This is a genomic window from Tsukamurella hominis, from assembly GCF_965137015.1.
In the GTDB taxonomy this organism is placed as follows: domain Bacteria; phylum Actinomycetota; class Actinomycetes; order Mycobacteriales; family Mycobacteriaceae; genus Tsukamurella; species Tsukamurella hominis.
The window spans coordinates 219309-244243 of sequence record NZ_CBCRZG010000003.1; the positions used below are offsets into that span (position 1 = coordinate 219309).

General features: G+C 73.4%; 17 protein-coding genes. 7 read left to right on the plus strand and 10 right to left on the minus strand.

Features of this window, described 5'->3' with window-relative positions:
* Nucleotides 1-2: 2 nt before the first annotated feature.
* From ACM9LD_RS05825 to ACM9LD_RS05850, 6 genes are read right to left on the minus strand one after another with little or no spacing between them, the layout of a single operon-like run.
* Nucleotides 3-1127: an isochorismate synthase gene (locus tag ACM9LD_RS05825; RefSeq protein ID WP_415675799.1), complete on the minus strand. Its 1125-nt coding sequence runs from the start codon at nucleotides 1125-1127 to the stop codon at nucleotides 3-5.
* Nucleotides 1124-1747 carry an isochorismatase family protein gene (locus tag ACM9LD_RS05830; protein WP_415675800.1) on the minus strand — a complete coding sequence of 208 codons (624 nt, stop codon included), beginning with the start codon at nucleotides 1745-1747 and terminating at the stop codon, nucleotides 1124-1126. The genes ACM9LD_RS05825 and ACM9LD_RS05830 overlap by 4 nt, the downstream gene beginning before the upstream one ends.
* On the minus strand, nucleotides 1744-3360 hold the full coding sequence (locus ACM9LD_RS05835; RefSeq protein ID WP_415675801.1) for a (2,3-dihydroxybenzoyl)adenylate synthase: 1617 nt from the start codon (nucleotides 3358-3360) through the stop codon (nucleotides 1744-1746). The genes ACM9LD_RS05830 and ACM9LD_RS05835 overlap by 4 nt, the downstream gene beginning before the upstream one ends.
* Nucleotides 3357-4106, minus strand: a complete 750-nt coding sequence (locus ACM9LD_RS05840; RefSeq protein ID WP_415675802.1) for an SDR family oxidoreductase — start codon at nucleotides 4104-4106, stop codon at nucleotides 3357-3359. The genes ACM9LD_RS05835 and ACM9LD_RS05840 overlap by 4 nt, the downstream gene beginning before the upstream one ends.
* Before the next feature lie 15 nt (nucleotides 4107-4121).
* Entirely contained in the window at nucleotides 4122-5057 is a 936-nt protein-coding gene (locus ACM9LD_RS05845; RefSeq protein WP_415675965.1) for a methionyl-tRNA formyltransferase, read from the minus strand.
* Nucleotides 5057-6349 carry a lysine N(6)-hydroxylase/L-ornithine N(5)-oxygenase family protein gene (locus tag ACM9LD_RS05850; RefSeq protein ID WP_415675803.1) on the minus strand — a complete coding sequence of 431 codons (1293 nt, stop codon included), beginning with the start codon at nucleotides 6347-6349 and terminating at the stop codon, nucleotides 5057-5059. The genes ACM9LD_RS05845 and ACM9LD_RS05850 overlap by 1 nt, the downstream gene beginning before the upstream one ends.
* Before the next feature lie 117 nt (nucleotides 6350-6466).
* On the opposite strand from ACM9LD_RS05850, the gene ACM9LD_RS05855 reads away from it, so the two are divergent.
* Nucleotides 6467-7501 (plus strand): iron-siderophore ABC transporter substrate-binding protein, encoded by a 1035-nt coding sequence (locus tag ACM9LD_RS05855; protein WP_415675804.1) that lies wholly within the window; start codon nucleotides 6467-6469, stop codon nucleotides 7499-7501.
* Nucleotides 7502-7547: 46 nt separating this feature from the next.
* On the opposite strand, the gene ACM9LD_RS05860 is transcribed toward ACM9LD_RS05855, so the two are convergent.
* Nucleotides 7548-8444 (minus strand): siderophore-interacting protein, encoded by an 897-nt coding sequence (locus ACM9LD_RS05860; RefSeq protein ID WP_415675805.1) that lies wholly within the window; start codon nucleotides 8442-8444, stop codon nucleotides 7548-7550.
* Between the two features lie 156 nt (nucleotides 8445-8600).
* Here ACM9LD_RS05860 and ACM9LD_RS05865 point away from each other — a divergent pair, with 156 nt between their 5' ends.
* Genes ACM9LD_RS05865 through ACM9LD_RS05875 form a run of 3 tightly spaced genes read left to right on the plus strand, consistent with a single transcriptional unit; the run spans nucleotide 8601 to nucleotide 17604 of the window.
* Complete coding sequence (locus ACM9LD_RS05865) at nucleotides 8601-8837, plus strand: phosphopantetheine-binding protein (RefSeq protein WP_415675806.1); 237 nt, start codon at nucleotides 8601-8603, stop codon at nucleotides 8835-8837.
* Nucleotides 8834-9061 carry an MbtH family protein gene (locus tag ACM9LD_RS05870; RefSeq protein ID WP_415675807.1) on the plus strand — a complete coding sequence of 76 codons (228 nt, stop codon included), beginning with the start codon at nucleotides 8834-8836 and terminating at the stop codon, nucleotides 9059-9061. The genes ACM9LD_RS05865 and ACM9LD_RS05870 overlap by 4 nt, the downstream gene beginning before the upstream one ends.
* Entirely contained in the window at nucleotides 9058-17604 is an 8547-nt protein-coding gene (locus ACM9LD_RS05875) for an amino acid adenylation domain-containing protein (RefSeq protein ID WP_415675808.1), read from the plus strand. Before ACM9LD_RS05870 ends, ACM9LD_RS05875 begins: the two co-directional genes overlap by 4 nt.
* An 81-nt stretch (nucleotides 17605-17685) precedes the next feature.
* Here the strand turns inward: ACM9LD_RS05875 and ACM9LD_RS05880 are convergent, their stop codons facing one another.
* Nucleotides 17686-18672: a Fe2+-enterobactin ABC transporter substrate-binding protein gene (locus tag ACM9LD_RS05880; protein WP_415675809.1), complete on the minus strand. Its 987-nt coding sequence runs from the start codon at nucleotides 18670-18672 to the stop codon at nucleotides 17686-17688.
* 123 nt (nucleotides 18673-18795) lie between these two features.
* On the opposite strand from ACM9LD_RS05880, the gene ACM9LD_RS05885 reads away from it, so the two are divergent.
* On the plus strand, nucleotides 18796-20079 hold the full coding sequence (locus ACM9LD_RS05885; RefSeq protein ID WP_415675810.1) for a hypothetical protein: 1284 nt from the start codon (nucleotides 18796-18798) through the stop codon (nucleotides 20077-20079).
* 17 nt (nucleotides 20080-20096) lie between these two features.
* Entirely contained in the window at nucleotides 20097-21023 is a 927-nt protein-coding gene (locus ACM9LD_RS05890) for an LLM class F420-dependent oxidoreductase (protein WP_415675811.1), read from the plus strand.
* An 88-nt stretch (nucleotides 21024-21111) separates the two neighbouring features.
* Here ACM9LD_RS05890 and ACM9LD_RS05895 read toward each other — a convergent pair whose 3' ends face one another.
* Nucleotides 21112-23067: a GMC family oxidoreductase N-terminal domain-containing protein gene (locus tag ACM9LD_RS05895; protein WP_415675812.1), complete on the minus strand. Its 1956-nt coding sequence runs from the start codon at nucleotides 23065-23067 to the stop codon at nucleotides 21112-21114.
* 126 nt (nucleotides 23068-23193) lie between these two features.
* Between ACM9LD_RS05895 and ACM9LD_RS05900 the strand changes: the two genes are divergently transcribed.
* Entirely contained in the window at nucleotides 23194-24417 is a 1224-nt protein-coding gene (locus tag ACM9LD_RS05900) for a PucR family transcriptional regulator (RefSeq protein WP_415675813.1), read from the plus strand.
* On the opposite strand, the gene ACM9LD_RS05905 is transcribed toward ACM9LD_RS05900, so the two are convergent.
* Nucleotides 24395-24907 (minus strand): mycothiol transferase, encoded by a 513-nt coding sequence (locus ACM9LD_RS05905; protein ID WP_415675814.1) that lies wholly within the window; start codon nucleotides 24905-24907, stop codon nucleotides 24395-24397. The two genes, ACM9LD_RS05900 and ACM9LD_RS05905, sit on opposite strands and share 23 nt — an antisense overlap.
* Nucleotides 24908-24935: the final 28 nt, after the last annotated feature.

Genomic DNA, 24935 nt, shown 5'->3' on the forward strand with positions numbered 1-24935 from the left:
CCTCAGCTCCGCGCGGACTCGGTGAGCCGGAACGGGCCCAGCACGGTGCGCAGCTTGTTGCGGGTCTCGGCCAGCTCGGCCTGCGGGTCCGAGGCCCCGACGATGCCGCCGCCCGCGTAGGCGCGCAGCCGCGCACCGTCGAGCTCGGCGCACCGGATGCTGACCCGCCAGTGCCCGTCGCCGTTCGCGGCGGTCCAGCCCACGGCGCCGGCGTAGAAGCCGCGCTCGCCCTCGATGTCGGCGATCGCGCGGGCGGCGGTCCGCCGCGGGAAGCCGCAGACGGCGGGGGTGGGGTGCAGCGCGAGCGCGAGGTCGAGCGCGGTGGTCGCGGGGTCGGCGAGGCGGCCCTCGATCTTGGTGCCGAGGTGCCACACGGGTCCGGCCCTCGTCACCGACGGTGCGGCGGGCACGTCCAGTTCCGCGCACAGCGGCGCGAGCGCGGCGGCGATCTCGTCGACCACGTAGGCGTGCTCCTCGCGGTCCTTCTCCGAGTCCAGCAGGCCCTCGGGCGTGGTCGCGGTGCCGGCGAAGGGGTGGCAGAAGACGGTGTTGCCCATGCGTCCTACGAGGATCTCCGGGCTGGAGCCCACGAGCCAGCGGCCGCGGTAGGCGTCGCCGGCGGCGGCGAGGTCCACGGCGAAGGCGTTGCCCTCCAGGTCGCGCTGCTCCAGGGCGGCGGCCACGGCGAGCGGGTCGAGCGGCGCGGCGGCCTCGAAGTCGACGGCGCGCGCGAGCACCACCTTCTGCAGCTCGGAGTCGTCGATGAGCGCGATGGCGCGGCGCACCCGGTCGACGTGCTCGGCCGGCGCGGGGTGCTGGGCGGTCTGGGTCAACGTGGGCAGCTCGGCGGCAGCGCCGGCGGGGGCTCCGAGATCGGCCCCGCGCGCTCCGCTCCCGGCGGCCGGTGCCACATCGCCGAAGTGCTCCGGCACCGTCAGCGCCGCGGGATCGGCCAGGTCGAAGGGCAGCGCGCCCACCACGGCGGGGGCGGTGCCGGCGCGCAGCGCGGCGGCCGCGGCGTGCGGGTCCAGGAAGGTCGCGGCGGTACCGCGGGCGGCCAGGCGCTGCCCGGCCGCGGTCAGCAGGAAGTGCGGATGGTCGCTCTCCCCGCTCGCCGATGCCGTCATCGCAGTGCCTCCAGAACCTTGCTCGTAGTCTCCACTCTGCCGCATCGTCCCGCCACATAGGTGAGTGCGTTGGCGTGATCCTGCGCGGAGAAGTCGGCGACGGCGTCGCGGACCACGTAGGGCTGCACGTCGCGCATGAAGGCGTCCAGCGCCGTGGTCATGATCCCGATGTGGGCGTAGATGCCCGCGATCACCAGCTGATCGCGGCCCCAGGCGCGCATCCGCTCGGCGAGGTCCGACTTGGCGAAGGCGCTGTAGCGCCACTTGGTGAGCAGCACGTCGTCGTCGGCCGGGGTCAGCTCGCCGATGATGTCCTGGTTGGCCGTCTTCAGGCCCGGGCCCCAGAAGTCGGTGAGCAGCGCGCGCTCCTCGGGGTCCTGGTCGCCGGGCTGCGCCGTGTAGACGACGGGCACGCCGGCGGCGCGGGCCGCGGCGCGCAGCGCCACGATGTTCGGCACCACGGTGTGCAACGGCTCCGCGTCGCGCTCGAACGGCCCCACGAAGTGCTCCTGCATGTCGTGGATCAGCAGGACGGAGCGCGCCGGGTCGACGGTCCAGTCGACGGTGTCGGGGCACTCGATCTCGGGCAGGTCGTAGACGACCGTCTTCGGCAGGCTCACAGCTTCTCCTCGTCCTTGCGCCCGACGAGATCCGCCAGCGCGCGCCGCAGTTCGCGGCGACTGATCTTTCCGACGCCCGTCGTGGGGAATTCGCCGACGAACTCCACCCGGTCGGGCACCTTGTACTCGGCCACGCCGCGGGCGCGGACGAACTTCTTCAGTTCGGGCACGGTGGGCCGCTCGCCCCCGGTCAACACCACCGCACACGTGCGCTCCCCCAGGAACTCGTCGGCGACGGCCACGACGGCCGCGTCGATCACCAGGGGGTGGGCGATGAGGTGGTTCTCCACCTCCTCGGCGGCGATCTTCTCGCCGCCGCGGTTGATCTGGTCCTTGGCGCGGCCCTCCACCACGAGGTGCCCGCTCGGGAGCCGCCGCACGATGTCGCCGGTGCGGTAGAAGCCCTCGTCGTCGAAGGACTCGGCGTCGACGCCGCCCAGGTAGCCGCGGATCGTGTACGGCCCGCGCGTCCACAGCAGCCCGGGCTTGCCCTCCGGGACGGGCGCACCGTTCTCGTCGAGGACGCGCACCTCGTCGTCGGGCGAGATGGCGCGGCCCTGCGTGCCGAGGACGAGCTCCTCGGGGTCGTCGTCGCGGGTGTAGTTGACCAGGCCCTCGGCCATGCCGAAGACCTGCTGCAGGCGGCAGCCGAGCTCCGGGGTCACGCGCCGCGCCGCCTCGGGCGGGAACTTGGCGCCGCCCACCTGCAGCACGTCCAGGCTGGCCAGGTCGGCGGTCGCGCCGGGCACTGCCTGCAGCCACAGCATCGCGAGCGGCGGGACCAGCGACGTCATGGTCACCTTCTCCGCCTCGATCAGGGGGAAGGCCTTCGACGGTGCCGGGTCCGTCCCGAGCACGACGGTGCCGCCGGCCCAGAGGACGCCGAGGATGCCGGGGCTGCTCATGGGGAAGTTGTGCGCCACGGGCAGCACCACCAGGAAGCGAGTGCCAGGCCCGAGTCCGCAGATCTTCGCGGACTCGCGGACGGAGTACAGGTAGTCGGCGTGGGTGCGCGGGATCAGCTTCGGCACACCGGTGGTGCCGCCGGAGAGCTGCAGGAACGCCAGGGATTCCGGATCGACGGTGACAGGTGTCCCCTCCGCGACGTCACCCGCGAACGGCAGGTCGTCGACGACGAACGCCTCGGCGCCGGTCTCGGCGGCGACCTCGGCGGCCAGCGCGCGGTGGTCGAAGCGGTTGATGGTCGCCGCCGTGATCAGGGCCTTCGCGCCCGACGTCTGCACGAAGTGCACGAGCTCGCTGCGGCGGTGCGCCGGCAGCGCGAACACGGGAACGGCGCCGATCCGGAAGAGCCCGAACAGCACGGTGACGAACTCGGCGGTGTTCGGCAGCTGCAGCACCACCCGATCACCTGCGGCGATCCCCGTGGCGCGCAACCCCGCGGCGGCCACGGCGGCCGCCGTGTCCAGCTCGCGGTAACTCAGTCGCACCGGCGCGCCGGCGACGTCCTGCGCGACCAGCGCTTCGGCGTCGCCGAAGCGCTCCGCGGCCTCCGGCAGGAAGGACGCGAAGGTCTCGCCGGTCCAGTAGCCCGCCGCGCGGTAGCGCGCGGCGAACTCCTCCGGGAAGTAGCGGGTCTGCGTGCTGGTCATACGGTGGCGCCTCCGTCGACGGTGAGTACCTGCGCGGTCACGTGCCGCGCATCGGGCGAGAGCAGGTAGTCGATCGCACCCGCGATGTCGTCGGCATCGGCGATGCGGCCCAGGGGGATCCCCAGCCGGTGCCGCGCCAGGTCGCCCGCGATCGCGGCCTCCGCGGCGGCGGCGCCGCCGAAGGCGGTCTGCATGGGCGTGGCGGTGGATCCGGGCGCGACCACGTTGATCCGCACGCCGCTGCCCGCGAGCTCGAGCGCGAGGGTCAGGGTCGCGTTGTGCGCCGCGGCCTTCGACGCGCCGTACGCGCCGAGGCCGACGCGCGGGCCGTTCCCGGCGTTGGAGCCGACGACCACGACGGCGCCGGCGCCGCGCTCCGCCATCCGGCGGGCAGCGGCGGTGAGCACGTGCACGGTGCCGGTGAGGTTCACGGCGAGCGCGGCGGCCCAGTCCTCGGCCGCGGTGTCGAGAACCGGCCCGGCGACGAGGATTCCCGCGCAGTGCGCGAGCGCGTCCACGGGCCCGCCCGCCTTCTCGGCGGCATCGAGCGCCGCGGCGACGGCGTCGGCGTCGGTCACGTCGAGGACGTGCGAGGTGGCAGTGCCGCCCGCGTCGGCGACGGCGCGGGCGGTCGCGACCAGCCCGTCGGCGTCGCGGTCCGCGAGGGCGACGGGGCCGCGCCGCGCGAGCCGCAGGGCGGTCGCTGCGCCGATCCCGGAGGCGGCGCCGGTGATGAATGCGTGCATGTCTGCGTCCCCGGGTCAGCCGAGATAGGCGCCGGAGTCGCCGAGGATCTTGGCGGCGGGGTGCTCGGCACCGTCGGCGGTGCGCACCGTCTCGACGATGAGCGCGGGGTTGCCGCCGCGCCAGGAGTCCGGCCCCGCCACCACGGCGATGCCGTCACCGTCGGGCACGCAGACGCGGCCCGGGGTGCCCCCGTACCGCTTGGTGGACACCGAGGCTCCGGTGATCGCGAGCCGTTCGCCACGGAAGACGGTGTGGGCGTTCGGGTACGGATCGGACTGGGCGCGGATGAGCCGCTCGATCGCGTCGGCGGGCCAGGACCAGTCGATGGCACTGTCGGCGTCGGACCGCTTGTGGAAGTAGGTCGCGGCGGCGGGGTCCTGCGGGATCGGCTGCGCCGTCCCGGCTTCCAGTTCGCCGAGCGACCGGGCGACCAGCGGGCCGATCAGGTCGACGGTCCGGTGGAACAGGTCGACGGTGCGGTCGTTCGGGCCGACGGCGACGGACTCCTGGGCGATGATGGGCCCGGTGTCGAGGCCCTCGTCCATGAGGTGCGCGGTGACGCCCACGTGGGTCTCACCGTTGATGAGCGCCCAGATCAGCGGTGAGAAGCCGGCGTACTTCGGGAGCAGCGAGTCGTGGATGTTGAGGGTGCCCAGGCGCGGCATCGAGTAGATCGACGTCGGCAGCCAGGTGCGCCAGTTGTTGGCGACGATGATGTCGGGCTCGGCGGCCGAGACCGCTTCGAAGAGGGCCTCGTCCGGCTTCTTGGCGAGGTGCACGGGCACGCCGCGGGACGTGGCGAGCTCCTCGACCGAGTCGTTCCACATCATCTCGTACGGGTTGTTCGAGACGGGGTGGGTCACGGCGAGCGCGACCTCGTGGCCGGCATCGAGGACGGCGGACAGTGTGCGGTGGCCCCAGGTCTGGAAGCCGAAGGTGACGACGCGCATCATGCTCCCTTCGCGACGGTGGTCAGGCGGGTGTCGGCGACGAGTCCGTCAAGGATCTCGCCGGCGCGGACGGCGACGTTCGACAGGAGCGTCGAGCCGAGGCCGTGGGTGGACTCGGTGGCGCCCTGGACGTACAGGCCGTCGAGCGGCTCGCCGTCGATGGTCAGCACGTAGTCGCGGCCGACCTGCATGCGCTCGGGCGCGACGTCCCAGCCGGCGAGGACGTCGGAGACGCCGATGGAGCGGAAGCCGGTGGCGCACACGACGGCCGAGTAGTCCTGGCCGGTGGTCTCGCCGGCGATCCGGTCGCGCAGGGTGACCCGCACGCCGGTGTCGGAGCCCACCGCCGAGGTGACGACCGTGGCGGGGCGCATCAGCAGCCGGCGATGGCCGGAGACCTTCTCCTGGTACTCGACGGCGTAGAGCTCGTTGATCAGCTCGATGTCGACGCAGCCGTAGTTGGTGGTCGCGTGCCGGGCCATCAGCTCCTCGCGGACGTCCGCGGGCGCGTCGTAGAAGTCGTCGACGGCGGAGGGGTCGAAGACCTTGTTGGCGTACGGGCTGTCATCCGCGGGCTGGAAGCCGTAGGAGTTGTAGACGCTCTCCACCACGGCGTTCGGGTAGCTCCGGTGCAGGTACTGCGCGACCTCGGCCGCGCTCTGCCCGCCGCCCACGACGAGGAAGCGGTGCGGCGCTTCGACATCCAGGTCGGCCGCGGCGAGGTGCTCGAGCAGCCGGTGGTTGTGGAACAGGCGCGGGCCGGCGGCGGCCCACTCGGGCAGCCGCTCGCGCAGTCCGGTCGCCACGACGACGGACCGGGCGCGCAGGGCCCCGTCACCGTCGGGACCGGTGAACCGGACGAGCCATCGCGCACCGTCGACCGCACCGTCCACGCGCTCGACGGCGGTGACGGTCGTGCCGTAGTCGATCCGGGCGGACACGCTCTCCGCCACCCAGGACAGGTAGTCGGTGAACTCCACCCGGGTGGGGAAGAAGGTCTGGTGGTTGATGAAGTCCACCAGCCGGCCGCGCGCCTCGAGGTAGCTCAGGAAAGTGAACGGGCTGCGCGGGTTGCGCAACGTCACCAGATCCTTGAGGAAGGCGATCTGCATCGTGGCACCGTCCAGGAGCATGCCGGGATGCCAGGCGAAGGCGGGTTTGCGTTCGAGGATCGTCATCGACAGCGGCGGCAGGCCCGTCCGGTTCCGCTCATCGAGGGCCGCGGCGAGCCCCAGATTCGACGGTCCGGCCCCGATCCCGACCACATCGGCGATCGCGTGCTGCTGTCCCATGTATCTCCCTCGTCGACTATCTAGATAGGATAGGCATACCTGAAAGTAGAGACCATTCGCCAGTCGTGCGAACGTCTGTGTCCATCGACACAGGCCACCCGTCGAAGAGGAGAAACCGTGTTCGGGTCATCCCGCATCACTCGTACCGCCCTTGCCCTTGCCGCCGCTACCGCCCTGGTCACGGGCACCGCAGCGTGCGGATCCGGCTCGCCCACCGACGAGCACGCCCAGCACGACGCGGGCTTCCCCGTGTCGATCACCTCCGCGCTGGGCACCACCGAGATCAAGGCCCGACCGGAGCGCGTGGTCACCCTCGGGTGGGGCAGCACGGAGGCCGCGATCGCGCTCGGCGTGACGCCCGTGGGCATGCGCGACATGTCCTCGGAGCTCGGCAAGGACGCCGGCGGGATCACGCCGTGGGTGCAGGAGAAGCTCGGCGACACGAAGCCGGTCCTGCTGCCGGAGTCGAGCAAGTCGCTCCCGCTGGAGCAGATCGCGGCCCTCAAGCCCGACGTGATCCTGTCGGTCCAGGCGGGACTGACCGCGGACCAGTACGCGCAGCTGAGCAAGATCGCGCCGACCGTCGCACAGCCCGGCCGCAACTGGCAGACCTCGTGGCAGGACCAGACCACGCTGGTCGGCAAGGCGCTGGGCCGCGAGGCCGAGGCGAAGGCGCTGATCGCGGACACCGACAAGCGCATCGCCGAGGTCAAGGCCGCGCACCCGGAGTTCGCCGGCAAGACCGTCGCGGCGGCCAGCGGCACCACCACCGACGGATTGAACTTCTACTTCGACACCGATCCTCGGGTGCAGCTGCTGCAGAGCTTCGGCTTCACCGTGCTGCCCGAGCTGGCCGCCCTGCGGGAGGCCACCCCGCCCGGCAAGTTCGCAGCGCCGGTGAGCTGGGAGAACGTCCCGAAGTACAACGCCGACGTGCTGACCTCGTGGTACCTCGACCCCGCGAAGCGCGAGGCCACCGAGGCCAACCCGTCGTTCGCGAGCCTGAAGGCCGTGCAGCGCAAGGCCTACGTGCCGCTCACGGACCCGCCGCTCGTCTACGCCGTCAGCTCGCCCAACGTCCTCGACGTGCCGTGGCTGCTGGAGCGCTACGTGCCCACGCTGTCGATCGCCGCGAAGCAATCCGCCAACTGATTCGGCGCCGCGCCGCCGGGCGGCGCCGTCCGGCGGCGCCACCGCGCTACAGCCCCGCGGCCTCGAGGGCCTGCTCATAGAGGTCCGTCGCCTCGTCGCGGGACTTGCCCGCGGCGAGGGCGTCGGCGAAGACGGCGCGCAGCTTCTCCTCCCCCGCGGCCTCGAAGCGCTTGGTCCACGCCTCGGCGTCGTGGCGCCAGTACCCGACGACGTCGGCACGGTCGCGCGCCCAGCCGAGTCCGCGCACGTGCTTCTTCGCGGCGCGGGTGTCCGCCGCCTCCCCGGCGAGCCAGAGGTATCCGTCGGTCGGCAGGTCGACGGTGCGCAGTGCCTCCGGCAGGCGACTCGGCGCGGCTCCGTTCCCGGTGCCGATCAGCTCGATGATCTCCGTGCCGGGACGCTCGGGGAGGTAGGCGATCTCGCTGCGGTCGAGGACCTCGGCGATCACCGTGACCTCGACGTCGCCCGGAGTCTCCTCCAGGATCCGGGCGAGCGCGGGCAGCGCCGCGAGGTCGCCCGCGAGGACGTGCCGCGAGGCGTCCGCCGCGGGGTCGTACCAGGAGCGGGGCCCGGCGGCCAGGAGCCGCCAGCCCGGCCGGGCGGCGCGGAACCAGTCGATGGCGGGCCCGTGGCCGTGCTCGGCCACGTCGACGAGCATGCGGCGGGTCGCGGGATCGTAGGCGCGCACCGAGTAGTTCCGGTGGCCGAGGCTGCGCTCGGGATCGGCGATCTCCCAGCCGCCGAGCGCACCGGGATCGTCCGACGGTCGGGCGGTCAGCTCCGTGCCGTCCGGCGAGAAGTAGAAGGCGATGGACTCGTCCCCGGGCGCGATGGGGACGTAGCCCCCGGCGGTACCGCCGCCCACCTCGAACTCGAGTCGCAGCAGGTTCTCCGCGACCTGCGAGGTCGAGGTGAGGGTCAGGACGAAATCGTTCCACTTCATGGGTCACTCCGGGCGGGTCGGGCCGCGGCGCGGATCGGGCACGCTCCGCGGCGAACGGGACGGCGGCATGGTCCGGCGGGCGAGACACCTCATCAGCAAGTGTAGGCTTACCTACCTGACCGCACCGCAGATTACCCCAAGGAGACGGTTTCCGATATGTCCACCTCCCCGCTGACCGCAGACCGCGTGCGCGCCGACGTCGCCGAGCTGCTGCAGGTGCCCGCACACTCGATCGCGGACGACGACAACCTCTTCGACCTGGGCCTGGACTCGGTGCGGGTCATGACGCTGATCCAGCGCTGGCGCGACGCGGGCGCCGCCGAGCTCGAGTTCCCCGACCTCGCGGAGCAGCCGGAGCTCGCCCACTGGCAGCAGCTCGTGGTCGGCGCATGAACCCGTTCGACGAGCCGGACGCCGGCTTCCTCGTGCTGCGCAACGCCCTCGACCAGCGCTCGCTGTGGCCGCGCTTCGCCGAGGTCCCCGCGGGCTGGACCGTCGAGTTCGGACCCTCCTCACGCGAGGACTGCCGGAGCCACATCGAGGCCGCGTGGACGGACCTCCGCCCACGACGCGCCGACCCCCGCCAGCTGATCACCGCCCAGGAGCACCCGACGTGACCCTTGCAGAGGCCGCCCCCACCCCGGCTCCGGCCGGCACCGACGCACCGACCCTGCTGCCGCTCACCGCGGCCCAGCACGGGATCTGGAACGCGCAACGGCTGGAACCCGATTCGCCGTACTACGTGGTGGGCGACGTGCTGGAGATCGCCGGCGACCGCAGGGTCGACCTCGACGCCCTGCGCGCCGCGATCGCGCGCACCGTCGCCGAGGCGGGCAGCCTGCGCCTGCGCGTGGTCGAGACCCCGGACGGCCCGCGGCAGTGGATCGACGCCGCGGCCTCCCCGGCGCCCGACGTCGTCGACCTGCGCGGTGAGCCGGACCCGCGGTCCGCGGCCGAGGCGGCCGTCGTCGCCGAGCGCGCCCACCTCGCGGCGGAATGCGCGGGGATGACGGACCGCGACCTCTTCGCCTTCCGCATCCTGCGCCTGTCGGACACCGAGGTCTGGTACACCCAGTTGGGGCACCATCTGGTCTTCGACGGCTACTCGGCCGCGATGCTCTCGCGCCGCGTCGCCGCGCACTACACCGCGCTCGTGACCGGGGCCGAGCCGCCGAAATCCCCGTTCGGCTCCTTCGCCGACTTCGTCGCCGCCGATCAGGAGTACCGCGCGAGCGAGCGCCACGAGGCCGACCGCGCCTACTGGCGCGACGAACTGACGCCCCTGCCCGAACTTCCGGATCGCCCCGGCGTCGACGGCCCCGCGGGCGAGGTCCTCGCCGCCCGGACCGAGCTGCCCGCCGAGGTCTTCGACGCCCTGCGCCGGGTCGCCGACGAGTCCGGCACCACGTGGGGCGAGGCACTCATCGCGTGCTACGCCGCCTTCCTGCACCGCACGCTCGGCGAGTCCGACGTGGTCTTCGCCATGCCGCTCATGTGCCGCAGCGGTGGTGTCGCCCTGCGCACCCCCGCGATGGCGGTGAACGTGCTCCCCCTGCGCCTGCCGGTGCGCGCCGAGGACCGTCTGACGGACCTGAGCGCCCGCGTCGCGGAGGCCATGCGGCGCATGCGCGCCCATCAGCGCTACCGCGGCGAGGACCTCCCCCGCGACCTGGGCGCGCCGAACGTCGGCGCCCTGCTGCACGGGCGCGGCATCAACCTCAAAGCCTTCGACCTCACCCTCGACTTCGCGGGTTCCGAGGGCACGATGCGCAACGTCGCCGGCGGCCCGCCGGAGGACTACGGGCTCAGCGTGATCCCCACGTCCTCCGGTGGGCTGCTGCTGGGCTTCGAGGTGGACGCGCGCGCCGCGACACAGGAGCAGGTGCAGGGCCGGCTCGACGCGGTGACCACCCTGATCACCCGGCTCTCGTCCCGCGCCGCGCCCGCGCTGGGCCAGGTCGAGCTGCTGCCTGCGGGCCTGCGCGACGCCCTGATCGATCGTTCTCGCACACCGGAATCCACCCATCCCGCGCAGGACGTCTCGGCCGCGCTCGACGCACAGGCCCGCCGCGACCCCGCGGCCCTCGCCCTGGTCCACGGCGACGAGCGACTGACCTTCGGCGAGCTCGACGACCGCGTGCACCGCACCGCGCGGCTGCTCCGCGCCGAGGGCGCGGGCGCCGACGACGTGGTCGCCCTGGCACTGCCCCGCGGCGTCGACCTCGTGGTCGCGATCCTCGCGGTCCTCGACGCGGGCGCCGCCTACCAGTACCTCGACCCGGCGCACCCCGCCGCGCGACACGCGGAGCTGGTCGCGGACTCGCGGCCCGTGCTCCTGGTCGGCGCCGCTGGTTCCGCTGCGCCCGACGACGTCCCGTCGCTCCACCTCGACGATCCGTCCGTCGGGGCCCGGCTCGACGCCCTGTCCGGCGCTCCGCTCAGCGAGTCGGAGCTCGCCGCGCCGCGGCACCCGGACCACCTCGCCTACGTCATCCACACCTCGGGTTCCACCGGTCGCCCGAAGGGCGTCGCCGCGCGGGTCGGCGGGCTCACGAGCCTGCTGCGGCACCACCGCGCGACGCTGGCCGATCTCGCGACGGCCCGCGACGCCGAGCGCCGCCTGCGCAGCGCGCACACCTATTCGTTCTCCTTCGACGCCTCGCTCGACCAGCTGCTGTGGCTGCTGAGCGGCCATGCGCTGCACCTGTACTCGACGGAGACCGCGCGGGACGCCGACGCCCTGCTGGCCGCGTACCGCGCCGACCGGATCGACGTCGTGGACACCACCCCGTCGATGGCGGCGCCGCTCATCGACGGCGGGCTGCTCGACGGCGAGCACCGCCCCACCCTGCTGATCCTGGGCGGCGAGGCGACCGGGCCTGCGCTGTGGCGCCGGATCGCGGCCGCGGGCGTGCCCGCGGTGAACGTCTACGGCCCCACCGAGGCGGCCGTGGACGCCACCGCCGCGGTCGTGGCCGGGGAGACGCCCGTCATCGGCCGGGCCGTGCCCGGCACCGCCGCGTACGCGCTCGACGGTGCGCTGCAGCCGGTCCGCGACGGCGAGATCGGCGAGCTGTACCTCGCCGGCCCGCACCTGGCGCGCGGCTACCTGAACCTGCCCGCGGCGACCGCCGAGCGGTTCGTCGCGGACCCCTTCGGCGAACCCGGCTCGCGCATGTACCGCACCGGCGACCGCGTGCGGTGGGCCGGCGACGGCGGCTACGAGTACCTGGGCCGCGGCGACGGCCAGGTGAAGATCCGCGGCTACCGGATCGAGCTGGCCGAGGTGGAGACCGCGCTCGCCGCGGTGGCGGGGGTGACCAGCGCCGCCGCCGTGGTGCGCACCGACGCCGGCCGGGATCGCCTGGTGGGCTATGTGACCGGGGCCGTGACGGCGGACGGCGTCCGCGCCGCACTCGGCGAAGCGGTGCCGGAACACATGGTTCCCTCCGCGATCGTCGTGCTGGACGAGCTGCCGGTGACGATCAACGGCAAGCTCGACCGCGCCGCCCTGCCCGCGCCCGCCGTACAGACCGCCGGCCGCGCCCCGCGGACCGACCGCGAGCGGCTGCTCTGCGCGGTGGTCGCCGCCGCGTTCGACGTCCCCGAGGTGAGCGTCGACGACGACTTCTTCGGCCTGGGCGGCGACAGCATCAGCGCCATCACGGTGTGCAGCGAGCTCCGGGCCGCGGGGCTCGACGTGCGGCCCCGGGACTTCCTCTCCGGCAGCAGCTTCGCGACGCTCGCCGCCGGCGCCGCCGAGACCGGCGCGCAGGACGAGGGCCCCGCGATCCCCGCCGAGGGCGAGTTCCCCGCGCCGCCGATCGTCGCCGCGCTGCTGGATCTCAACCCGGGCTCGCGGGACATCGCGGGCTACGCGCAGTGGATCGCCCCCGAGCTGCCCGCCGGCGCCACCGCCGAGTCCGTGCGGACCGCCCTGGAGGCCGTCGTCGCCGCGCATCCCGCGCTGCGGCTGCGGATCTCGGGCCGCACGACGCTCACGATCGACGAGGCCGCCCCGGAGATCGAGGTCTCCGAAGGCACCGACACCGTCGAGGACGCGGCCGCCGAGCTCGCCGTCGGCCTGGACCCCGCCGCCGGCGCCGTGCTCCGCGCGCGGATCGTGCGCGCCGACGGCGCCCCGGACCGGCTGGTCCTGGTGATCCACCACCTCGCCGTCGACGGAGTCTCCTGGCGCGTGCTCCTGCAGGACCTGCCGCAGGCGCACCGGGACGCCGCCGCGGGCCGAGCGCCCGCGCTGCGCGCCGAGGCGACGCCCTGGCGCGCACACGCGCTCGCCCTCGCCGAGCGGGGCGAGAGCGGCACGTACCGCGGCGAACTCGAGCACTGGCGGGCGACGCTCGCCGACGCCGAACGGCTCGGCGCGCGGCTGCTCGATCCCGCCGTCGACCGGGTCGGCACCACCACGACCACGCACACCCGCACGGCCGCCGCCCTCGCCGCCGCCGTCACCGACGCCCTGACGCGGGCGTACCGCGCCAACGCGGAGGAGACGCTCCTCGCCGCGCTCGCCCTGGCCCTCCGACTGCGCCGACGCCGCGCCGGCCTCGCCCCGCGGGGAGCCGCGACGGTCACCGTCGAGGGACACGGCCGCGAACAGGTGCTGCCCTCCGCCGATCTCGCGCGGACCGTCGGCTGGTTCACCGTGGAACACCCCGTCCGCCTCCCCGTCCCGTTCGACGACGCGGAGCTCGATGAGGCGCTCGCCGGCGGCGACGCGGCCGGGCGGATCGTGCGCGCCGTCAAGGAGGCCCGCCGCGGCGTCCCCGGACACGGCATCGGCTACGGCGTGCTCCGGCACCTCGACGCCGAGGCCGAGCCGCTGGGGGCGGCACCCGACGTGGTCTTCAACTACCTCGGCCGGTTCGCCGCGCCCGACGACGGCTGGCGGCTGCCCGGCGAAACCCCCTTCGCGGTGCTCGACCCCGCCGCGAAGGCGGTCGAACAGGTGCTCGCGATCAACTGCTTCGACGGTGCCGACGGGCTCACCGTCGAGTGGACCGCGGCGGGCGGCGTGCTCGACGCGGCGACGGTCGCGGAGCTGCAGGCGTGCTGGGCCGAGGCCCTGGCCGCGCTGGCCGCGCACGCCGAGCGGATCGGGCCCGACGGTGGCGGCCTGACCCCGTCGGACCTGCCGCTCGTGACGCTGGACCAGGCCGACATCGACCTCCTGGAGCAGGACGGCCCGATCGCCGACGTGCTCCCCGCCACGGCATTGCAGGTGGGCCTCGCGTACCACTCGCAGGTGTTGGCCGAGGGCGAGCCCGACGTCTACACGGTGCAGGCCGCGACCTACCTCGACGGTCCCGTCGATCTCGACCGGATGGCGGCCGCGGCGGCGGAACTGCTGCGTCGTGTGCCCTCGCTGCGCACCCGGCTGGCTTACACCGCCTCGTCCGACGTGGTGCAGGTGATCCCGGAGACGGCGCTCCCCGACTTCACCTTCGTCGACGTGAGTGACCGCCCGGATCCGGCGGCGGCGTTCGCCGCCGTCGCCGCGGCCGAGCAGGCCCGCCGCTTCGATCCGTCGACGGCACCGCTGATCCGGTTCCTGCTGTGCCGCACCGGCACCGACAGGTACCGTCTGGCCCTGACCAACCACCATTCGTTGCTCGACGGCTGGTCCATGCCGATCGCGGGCCGCACCCTGCTCGCGATCTACGCAGAGCTGGGCGGCGGGCCGGCGGCACCGGCCTCGGCGCCGCTCGACGGCTACTACCGCTGGCGCGCGGACCGGAACGTTCGCGCCGCCCGCGCGGCGTGGGCCGAGGAGCTGGCGGGGCTGGAGGCGCCGACCCTCCTGGCTCCGACCGGTTCCGGCGCGACAGAAGCGGCACCCGAGCGGATCCTGGTCGAGCTCGACGACGACCTGACGCGCGGCCTCGCCGAGCTGGCGCGCACCCGCGGCGTCACGCTGACCAGCGTGCTGCACACCGCGTGGGGCCTGCTCCTGGGCCGGCTGACCGGCCGCCGCGACGTGGTCTTCGGCTGCCCCGTCTCGGGCCGGCCGGTGGAAGTGCCCGACGTGGGCACGATGGTCGGTCAACTCGGCGAGTCCATCGCGATCCGCGTGCGGGCCACGCCGGAGCAGCCGGTCGGCGAGGTCCTCGCCGACGTGCACCGCCGCGCCCTCGCGCTCTCCGATCACCATCACCTCGGCCTCGTCGAGATCACCCGCGCCGCAGGGCTCGGCGATCTCTTCGACACGATGGTCGTCACCGAGAACTTCCCGCTCTCCGACCGCAGCGTGCAGCCGGTCGAGCCCGGCCTCGACCTCACGGGCGTCGACATCACGGACGCCACCCACTATCCGCTCACCGTGGTCGTCCTGCCCGGCGAGCGCCTGACCCTGGGCCTGGGCTACCGCACCGACGTGCTCGCCGAGGACACCGTGCGCGCCTACGGCCGGTGGCTCACCGCCGTGCTGCGCGCCGTCGTCGCCGCGCCGGACACCCCGGTCGGGGCGATCGGCACGCTGCCGGCCGACGAGCGGGCCGCGATGCTGGCGCTGGGCGACGTGCCCCTGCGCGGCGCGTACGGGCCGCTGCTCGAGGAGTTCGGCGCGCACGTCGCCGCGACGCCCGACCACCCCGCCGTGGTCTGCGACGACGAGCAGCTGACCTACCGCGAGCTGGACGAGGCCGCGAACCGGATCGCCCACCGCCTGCTGGCCGACGGGGTGCGGCAGCAGGACGTCGTCGCGGTGTTCGCCGAGCGCGGGCTGCCCTGGTACGTCGCGGTCTTCGGCGTCCTCAAGGCCGGCGCGGTGTACCTGCCGCTCGATCCCTCGTATCCCGCGGCGCGGCTGCAGTTCCTCCTGGAGGACGCGGCACCGTCGGCCGTGCTGACGTGCGGCGCGATCCCGGAGGCGACCACGGCGTCCGTGCCCGACGGGGTGCCCGTGCGCGCGGTGGACCCGTGGGACGTCGCCGGCGAGGCGACCGATCCGGCGCACGCGCGGGAGGGCCTCACGCCGGACGCCCTGGCGTACATCATCTACACCTCCGGCACCACGGGCCGACCGAAGGGCGTCGCGGTGAGCCACCGCGGCCTCCCCGACCTCATGGCCTTCGTGGTCGAGGTGCTCGGCTTCCGTCCGGACGAGCGGGTGCTGCAGACCGGCTCGCCCAGCTTCGACATCTCCGTGCTGCAGGTGCTGGGTCCGCTCATGGCGGGCGCCACGTCCGTCATCGCTCCGGACGCCGTCCGCGTGCCGGGAGACGAGTTGCTGGAGTACATCGAACGGCAACGGGTCTCGGTGATCAACCTGCTGCCCTCCTTCCTGGCGGCGATGCCGGACCACGCCGAGGTCGACCCGTCGGTGATCTTCATGGTGGGCGCCGAGCGCCTCGACCCGGAGCTCGCGGACCACTGGGGGCGGGGCCGGCGCGCCCTGTTCAACTGCTACGGCCCGACCGAGGCGACGATCAACGCCGTCACGTGGCGGTACGAGCCAGACGACCCGGGCCCCCTGCCCATCGGCCGGCCCGACCCGAACCTGCCCTGCTACGTGCTCGACGAGGGGCTCAACCCGGTGGGGACGGGCGTGCTCGGCGAGCTGTACCTCGCGGGCGACTCGCTGGCCCAGGGCTACCTGCACCGCCCGGACCTCACCGCGGCGACCTTCGTGGCGAACCCCTTCGGAGAGCCCGGATCCCGGATGTACCGCACGGGCGACCTCGTGGCGTGGCGGGCGGACGGCACCCTCTCCTTCCACGGCCGCGCCGACCACCAGGTGAAGATCCGCGGCCTGCGGATCGAGCTCGGCGAGATCGAGACCGCGCTCGCGCGGCAGCCCGGCGTGCGCGCCGCGGCCGTGCTGGTGCGCGACGACCGGCTCGTCGGCTACCTCGTGCGCAACGACGGCGCGCAGCCCGATCCGGACGCGATCCGGACCGCCCTCGGCGCGGAGCTGCCGGCGCACACGGTGCCCGCGGCCTACGTCGTGCTGGACCGGCTCCCCCTGGGCCCCACCGGGAAGCTGGACCGGGACGCGCTGCCGGAGCCCGCGACGCGGGCCGACGGCGGCCCCGACCGGGAGCCCGCGACCGCAGCCGAGGCCGCGCTGCTCGCCGTGTTCCGCGAGCTGCTGGGCGACGAGGTGCGCCTCGCCGACGACTTCACCGAGCTGGGCGGCGATTCGCTGATCTCGCTGCAGGTGGTCTCCCGCGCCCGGCGCCGCGGCTTCGAGGTCAGCGCGCGCGACGTCCTGGAAGGACGCTCCGTCGCCGGGATCGCGGCGCGCGCAGTCGCCTCCGCGGCGCCGGACGCACCGTCGGGCAGCGACTTCGAGCAGTTCCTCGACGTCCTACGGCTGGACGGGACCGACGCTCCGGACGTCTTCACCGGGCGGCATCCGGCGAAGGTCGGCGTGCACACCTTCGGCGGCCAGATCCTGGCGCAGGCGATCGTGGCCTCGGCCGCGACGCTCTCCACCGCGGCCCTGCCGCTGCACGCGGCGCACACCCACTTCGTCGAACTCGGCACGGTCACGGAGGATCTCACCTATCGCGTGACCCGCCTGCGCGACAGCCGAGGCGCGGCGAACCGGCAGGTCACCGTCGAACAGGACGGACGGATCCTGGCGGTCATGACGCTCGCCTACCAGGCGGACGCCTCGAACCCGCTGGAGCACACCGATCCCGCGCCGGAGGCCGGCGAGCCGTCGGCCCTCCCGACGATGGCGGAGCGGTTCGCCGGGCACGAATCGGCGTTGCGCGCCCTCGTCGACGCCTCCCACCCCATCGACATGCGGTTCGCGTCGGAGCCGGTGTGGGACAAGCGGGGCGCCGACGGCGCTGACAGCAGGAACCTGGTGTGGATGCGCGCCGACGGCACGCTGCCCGGCGATCAGGTGCTCCACGACGCCGCCCTGGCGTGGGCGTCCGACCTCACCGTGCAGGACCCGATCATCGCCCGGCACGGCCTGTCCTGGGGCTACGACCGGGTGGGGGCGGCGACGCTGAACCAGTCGCTGTGGTTCCACCGGCACACCCGGTTCGACGCGTTCCACCTCCTGGTCGTGGACTCCCCCGTCGCGCGCGGCGGGCGGGGACTGACGACCGGACACTTCTACGCGGACGGCGAGCTGGTCGCCACGGTGACCCAGGAGGCGATGGTGCAGGTGCTCCCGGACTGACCTCGGGGAGCGGAACGCGAACAGCCGCGGCCGGAGTGACGTCCGGGCCGCGGCTGTCGCGTTGTGGAGCGGGTGGAGCCGTTACTTCTTGAACATCTTCTCGACGACGTCGAGCGTCGCCATGGCCTTGTCGAAGTCGGGACGCTGCACCCAGTAGGGCAGGTCGAAGGCCCGGTTCGCGGTGAAGGCCGGGAGCGAGGCGTAGACCGGCTGCGAGCGCAGGGAATTCGCGTCGAAGGTCTGCCCGCTGAAGCCCACGATGAAGATCGAGGGCTGCGTCACCGTGCTGGGCAGCTGCTCCGGGGTGATCTCGTAGGAGTCGCCACCGGCGGTGTACGGCTTGAACTTGCCGCTCGCGAAGATCGGCGCGGGCTCGATGCCGAGCTTGGCGAACTCCGCGGGCACGCCGCGGTTCTCGATCAGGCCGTAGGCCTTGCCCTGCGCGGTCATCGAGAGGAAGGCCACGGGGCCGGGGGGCGGCGTGATGCCGGCCTTCACCTGCGCGACGCGGTCGTCGTACTTCTTCACGGCGTCCTGGTAGACCTGCGGCTGGTCGAAGGCCTTGGCGAGGAACTCGAACTGCTGGTTCCAGCTCTCCAGCTTGTTGTCGACCACGAGCGTCGGGGCGATGGCCTTGAGCCGGTCGTACGCGTCGTTGGTCTGCTTGAACGGGAAGCCGAGGCCCCCGCCGACGATGAGGTCGGGCTTCTCCGCGGCGATCGCCTCGAGGTCGTAGCCGCCGGCCGGCCACTGCATGAACTTCGTGCCGGCCTTGGTGAAGTCGTCCTTCCACGCGTCGAAGGGCTGCGCCTTCGCGGGGTCGCGGTCGGTGTACTCGGTGACCATGGCGGTCACGGGGAGACCCAGGTCGTACAGGTAGCCCGCGAGGTTGTAGTTCAGCAGCACGACGCGCTTCGGCTTGACCGGGATGGTCACGTCGCCCTTCACCGTGCTGACGGTGCGCGTCGCGGACGCCTCGGTACCGGAGTCGGTCGAGCCGCCCCCGCACCCGGCGACCAGCCCGACGGCGCACAGGATGGCGACGAGGTATCGCACGTGCTTGGCCATGAAGAAGCCCTTTCTCGGAATATTTAGGACAGGCTTATCAAAGCACATGCGGCGGTGCGATAGACACCCACCCCGATTCGGTCATGAGGTTAGGGTAACCAAAGTGGTCGGTACCGTGAAGGCATGACACGCGTAGACACAGCCTCCCCCGCCCGCACGGTCGCCCGCACCGTGGCGCTCGCCGTCGCCGGCCTCGTCCTCGTCCTGTTCACCGCCGCCGTCCTCCTCTCCCAGATCTTCGCCGCGGTCTCGGCCGCGTCGGTGTTCGCGCCGGTCTGGCGGGCCGTCGGCACCGTCGGAGCACTGGTCACGGGCACCGATCCGGCGCCCGTCGACGTGGCCACCGGCAGCGATCTCGCCTGGGCCTGGCAGTTCCACGCGGGTGCACTCGTGATCGGCGTCGTGGCGGGCCTGATCTGGGGCGCGCTCGCCGTGCGGTCCGGCGCGCGGGGAGAGGCGGGCGTCGATCGCGCCGCCCGCGTGCTCCGCGCGATCGCCTGCGCCGTGCTCGCGGTCGCGATGCTGCTCTACGGGCTGGCCAAGGTGATCCCGGCGCAGATGGGCCACATGAACCTGCCTGCCTACCAGCTGCAGGCCGTCGGCGATACCGAGCCTTTCTCCCTGCTCTGGGGGTACATGGCCGCCTCGACGCCCTACACGGTGGTCACCGGCGCGATCGAGCTCACCGCCGGCCTGCTGCTGATCGTTCCCCGCACCCGTCTCGCCGGGGCACTGCTCTCGATGGTCGCCCTGACGCAGATCGTGCTCCTCAACCTGTTCTACGACGTGCCGGTCAAGCTGCTCGCCGCCGAGCTCCTGGTGATCGCGCTCGTGCTGGTGTTCCCGTTCCGCCGTGGGCTGCTGCGCGCCGTGTTGCCCGCCCCATCGTCGCCCGCGCGACGGACCGGGACCGTCGTGGCGGCCGTCCTCGCGGTGGTCCTCATCGCCGTCACCGTCGCCGGGAACCTGGCGCGGGTCGGCACGATGAACACCCCGCGCGACCCGCGCGACGGGGTCTGGCGGGCCACGGCCCTCACGGTCGACGGCGCGCCCGCCCTCGCCGCCGGTGACGCGGGCCCCGTCTGGACGTCGATCGCGATCACCCTGCGCGGCACCGCGGACCGTCCGGCGAAGGGATCGGCGCAGGACAGCCTGGTCACCCAGACTCCCGACGGCGCCGTCACCGCCTGGGGGCTGCGCGCCGACGGCGACCGGTTCACCGTGCGCCGGGGCGCCGGCGCCGCACCCGTCGATCTGCAGGTCACGACGGTGCCCGACGGGCTGCGGCTGTCCGGCACCGTCGACGGGCATCGACTCGACGCGCGGTACGAGCGGCGCGACCTCGAGCGGCACAGCGACATCCGGCTGGTACAAGCCCCCTTCGATCGCACGCGCCCTCGGCTGTAGTGGCACAGTGGTCTTCCATGGAGCTACGCATCTTCGTCGAACCCCAGCAGGGAGCCACCTACGCCGACCAGCTCGCCGTCGCGCGGACCGCGGAGGAGGCCGGATTCGGGGCCTTCTTCCGCTCGGACCACTACGTGGCGATGAACGTCGACGGGGCGCCCGGCCCCACCGATTCGTGGATCACCCTCGGCGCGATCGGCCGCGAGACCTCCACCATCCGCCTCGGCACGCTGGTCACCTCCGCCACGTTCCGGTTCCCCGGACCGCTGGCGATCTCGGTCGCGCAGGTCGACGAGATGTCGGGCGGGCGCGTGGAGCTGGGCCTGGGCGCCGGCTGGTTCGCGGAGGAGCACGCCGCGTACGCGATCCCCTTCCCCGATGTGAAGGAGCGCTTCGACCGCTTCGAGGAGACCCTCGAGATCGTGACCGGCCTGTGGGAGGCGCAGGGTCCCTACACCTTCCGCGGCGAGCACTTCTCGCTCACCGACTCCCCCGCGCTGCCCAAGCCCGCGCAGAAGCACGTGCCGATCGTGCTCGGCGGCGCCGGCAAGAAGCGCAGCGCCGCCCTGGCCGCGCGCTTCGCCGATGAGTACAACACGCCTTTCGTGCCCGTCGCCGAGGCCGCCGCGGTGTGGGCCCGGGTGGACGCCGCCGCCGTCGCCGCGGGGCGCGACCCGCAGTCGATCATCAAGTCCGCCGCGCAGGTGGTGTGCGGCGGTTCCGACGAGGCCACCGTCGCGCGCCGGGCCGCGACCATCGGCCGCGAGCTGCCCGAGCTGCGGGAGAACGGCCTCACCGGCTCCGCCGGCGAGATCGTCGACAAGCTGGGCACCTTCGCCGAGGCCGGCGCCTCGCGGGTGTACCTGCAGGTGCTCGACCAGAGCGACCTCGACCACGTCGAGTGGATCGGCGCCGAGGTGCTGCCGCAGGTCGCCGACCTGTAGCCGCCACGCCACCGAAACCGGCCCTCAGCTCGGTCGCGCGGAAGTATTTCCGTCGAGCACGAGCTGAGGGCCGGTTTCTGTACGCAGGTCAGGCGCCGGCGGCCAGGAGGTTGGTCGCGGTGCGGCGCGCGAGCGCCATCGTGGTGATCATCGGGTTCACGCCGGAGCAGGTGGGCATGCCGCTGGCGTCGGCGATCCACACGCCGCGGGTGTCGTGCAGCTCGCCCGACGGATTCGCCACGGAGGTTGCGGGATCCGCGCCGAGCGGTGCGCTGCACATCTGGTGCGCGCTGAACACCGGGGTGCCGCCGGGTCCGATCGGAATCTCGTTCACCTGCGTGATGAAGGCGTCGAGGTCGTCGCCGCGGGTCCACGGCGCGAAGCGCTGTCCGGCCACGTAGATCTGGCGCGCGCCGGCGGCCTCCTGCATCCGGATCGAGGCGGTGATGCCCTCCCGGAAGTGCTTGCGGTCCAACTCGTCGTCGAACGGGTAGGCGTGCACGGCCTCGCCGTCCGCGTCGATGGTCACGGAGCCGACGCCACGGTCCTTGACCAGCACGACCCAGTCGGCGCGGTTACGGTACTGCGCGGTCAGCTCCTTGTGCGCGGCGCCGCCCAGCCAGGGCACGACGCTGGTGAACAGGCCCGGCAGGTGCTGCACGCACTCGACGAGGAAGCCGTACCCCGAATCGGCGTCGGCGAACTCGGTCATCACGCCCGCCATGGCCGGGCCGTGCCACGGGTCCTGCGGCTCGTCGTAGATGCCGCTCACCAGGGTGGCGGGGTGCAGCCGCAGCGTCGTGCCGACGGCCGGGCCGCCGAGCCCCGAGCGGAGCAGGAGCGCGGGCGATTCCAGGCTGCCGGCGGAGACGACGACGGTGGGCGCGTCGATCCGGACGGCGGTCTGCGCGCCGGTCGCCGGGTCGGTGTACGTCGCCTCGACGCCGGTGGCGGCGCCGTCGGCCGTGGTGATCCGCCGCACGCGGGTGTTCGGCAGCAGCCGGGCGCCCGCGTCGGACGCGTCCTGCAGGAAGGTGCGCAGGGCGCCGTTCTTGGCTCCGGTCTGGTCGCCCATGCCGCTGTACGCGCTGCGCACCGGGTCGAACCGGTCGGGGTTCACGTTGAGATCGACCTTCTTGTAGGCGTAGCCGAGCCCGGCGGCACCGTCGGACAGCCGCTCGTGGGGACCGTTCTGCAGCGCGACGTCCTCGTTGCAGCCCATGCGGGTGAAGACCGCGTCCAGGTGCTCGTCGAACTCCGGGCCGAGGGCATCGTCGAGACCCGCGCCGGCCCACTCCTTGCGGACGGTCTCGGGCGTCTTGAGCGAGTTGGACCAGTTGACGGTGCTGCCGCCGCCGACGGTGCCGCCCGCGGCCAGCATGACCATGCCGTCGGCGGACGGGAAGAAGCCGCCGCGCAGGAACAGCGTCTGGTAGGCGAACAGCTCGTTCTGCACGAAATCCGCTTCGTTGCGGTAGCTTCCGCCCTCGACCACGATCACCCTCTTACCGGCCTGGGCCAGGATCGCCGCGGCGACCCCGCCGCCGCTGCCGCTCCCGACGATCACCACGTCCGCGGCGAGGGTCTCGTCCGCGGCCGGGGTGATCGCGGTGATGGTCTTGGGCGTCGCCGGCGGCGCGGAGACCGGTCCCGGATAGCCCATGCCCGCCCACAGCGGGTTACGGCCCTGCTCGTCCATGAGGCCGTAGGCGATCATCGTGGACAGCTGGCACAGGCTCGCGATCGCCAGGCCCGCCTCCGGTCCGGACGCCGCCAGGCCCGCGACGATCGCCTCGCGCGCACCCTGCTCCCCCTCGGCCAGTCCCGCGTCCGCGGCGGCATCGAGTAGCCCGGCCAGGCCCACGAGCTGCTCGTCGGACATGTGCCCGAGCAGGTACTCCTCCACGGCGGCGTCGACCATGAGGTCACTGCCCTTGACCGCCCAGAAGCCGGACGGGTCGTCGTCGCGGGGCACCGACGCGACGAAGGTGTCGACGACGGCGGTGAGTGCGGCGCGCTGGCGAGGATCGAAGGCGAAGGTCATCTCGGTGCTCCCTGGGATTGCGGCATTGTTCGGGAGTTCCAATACTCGCTGTGATGCGCGTCATAGTCTTGGCGTCATGAGCAAGGTTCGCGACCACATTTGTCCGCCGGAACAAAACGGGCCGTCGTGGCAGGGCTGACGCCGCCGGCCCGGGAGTGGCTCGCGGAGTTCGCGCGGGCGGGCGAGAACGAGCAGGCCCTCGACGCCATGGTCGGCGAGGTCGACGACGCGATCGTCGCGGCGCTGCCGGAGATGGACGAGCCGCTCCTGCGCACCGAGCTGGACGCCAGCACCCGGGCGCACTGGCGCGGCGTCCTCGGCAACGCCACCCGTGAATCCATCGTCGTGCACCCCGGCGAGGAGACGCGCGATCTCGCGCGGACCATGGCGCGGCGCGGCTTCGAGCTGCGCGTGCTGCTCGCGGTGTACCGGGTGGGACAGAACGCGGCGTGGGACCTCTTCACCGCGCGCGCCGCCGCCGAGATCGCCGACGCCGAGGTGCGCTCGCAGGTGCTGCTGCACTTCTGGCCGCGCGTGACCCAGTGGCTCGACGCCTCGATCGAGGAGATGATCGGGACCTTCGTCGCCGAGCGCGAGCAGTGGCAGCGGGGCGCCCTGGCGCGGCAGGCCGCCACCGTCGACGCGGTGCTGGCCGGGCAGGACGTCGATCCCGCGGAGGCGACCGCCGCCCTGAACTACCCCGTCGCGGCGGCGCACATCGCCTACACGCTGTGGGTGGACGAGGCCGTGGCCGACGCCGACGTGCAGCGGCTCCTCGAGCGCGCCGCGACGGCCGTGCATCGGGCGGTCGGCGGCGAACACCGCCTGGCGCAGCGGATCGGCGCGCGCTCGCTGCGCTGCTGGAGCGCGGGATCGGGCGTACCCGGCGCTCTCGACCTGCCGCCGACGGTGTGCTGCGCGCTCGGCACCGCGCATCCCGGGCTCGACGGCTTCCGCCGCAGCCACGCGGAATCTGCGGCGGCGCTGACCGTCGCGCGGCGGACGGGGCGCGGCGTCGTGGCCTACCGGGACGTGGAGCTCGCCTGCCTCGCGCACGGCATCGCGGGGCCGGACGGGCCGTCGACGCTGGTGGAGCGCGAGCTGGGCGCCCTCACCGAGGACACCGCGGCCGCGGCGCGGCTCCGCGAGACGGCGCTCGCCTACCTCGGCGCCGGTGGCGACGCGCGCGCCGCCGGCGCGGCCCTGATGCTGCACCCGAACACCGTGCGCTACCGGATCCGCCAGGTGGAGCAGGTGCTGGGGCATCCCATCGACGAGCGCCGCGTGTACGTCGAGCTGGCGCTGCACTCGGTGCGCGCCTTCGGCATCAGTCCTGCAGTGCGCCCTTGAGATAGGCGGCGGCGCCGAGATGCTGGGCGCAGTCGTCGACGATGCTCACCAGCCGCACCGCGACGGTGACCGGCGGGTCCCAGGCCTCGTCGATCACGCGGGCCAGCTCGTCCGGCGTGACGCCGTCGAGGTAGCGGGTCGCCATGGCATCGACGTCGCGGAAGTAGCCGATGAGCAGCGCATCGCTGCCGTGCACCTCGGCCGCCTCGGCACGGGTGTGGCCGTACCCCGTCGACTCCGGCGGCAGGTCGAGGCCGAACCGGCCGTACCAGTCGTTCGCGGTCCAGACCTCCGGGACGCCGGCGATCGGCGCGAGCTGGGCGTCGATCACCCGGGCGCTGTGCCACACCAGCCACGTGATCGTGTTGGCGTCCGGCACGATCCGCCTGTTCGCGATGTCGGGGTCGAGGCCCTCGGTGACGTCCTCCACGTGCTCGCGGATCCGGGCGAACGCGTCGATCAGCAGGTCCCGTGCAGCGGCTGAGTCCATGGTTCCGACGGTACGCCAATAGCGGGAC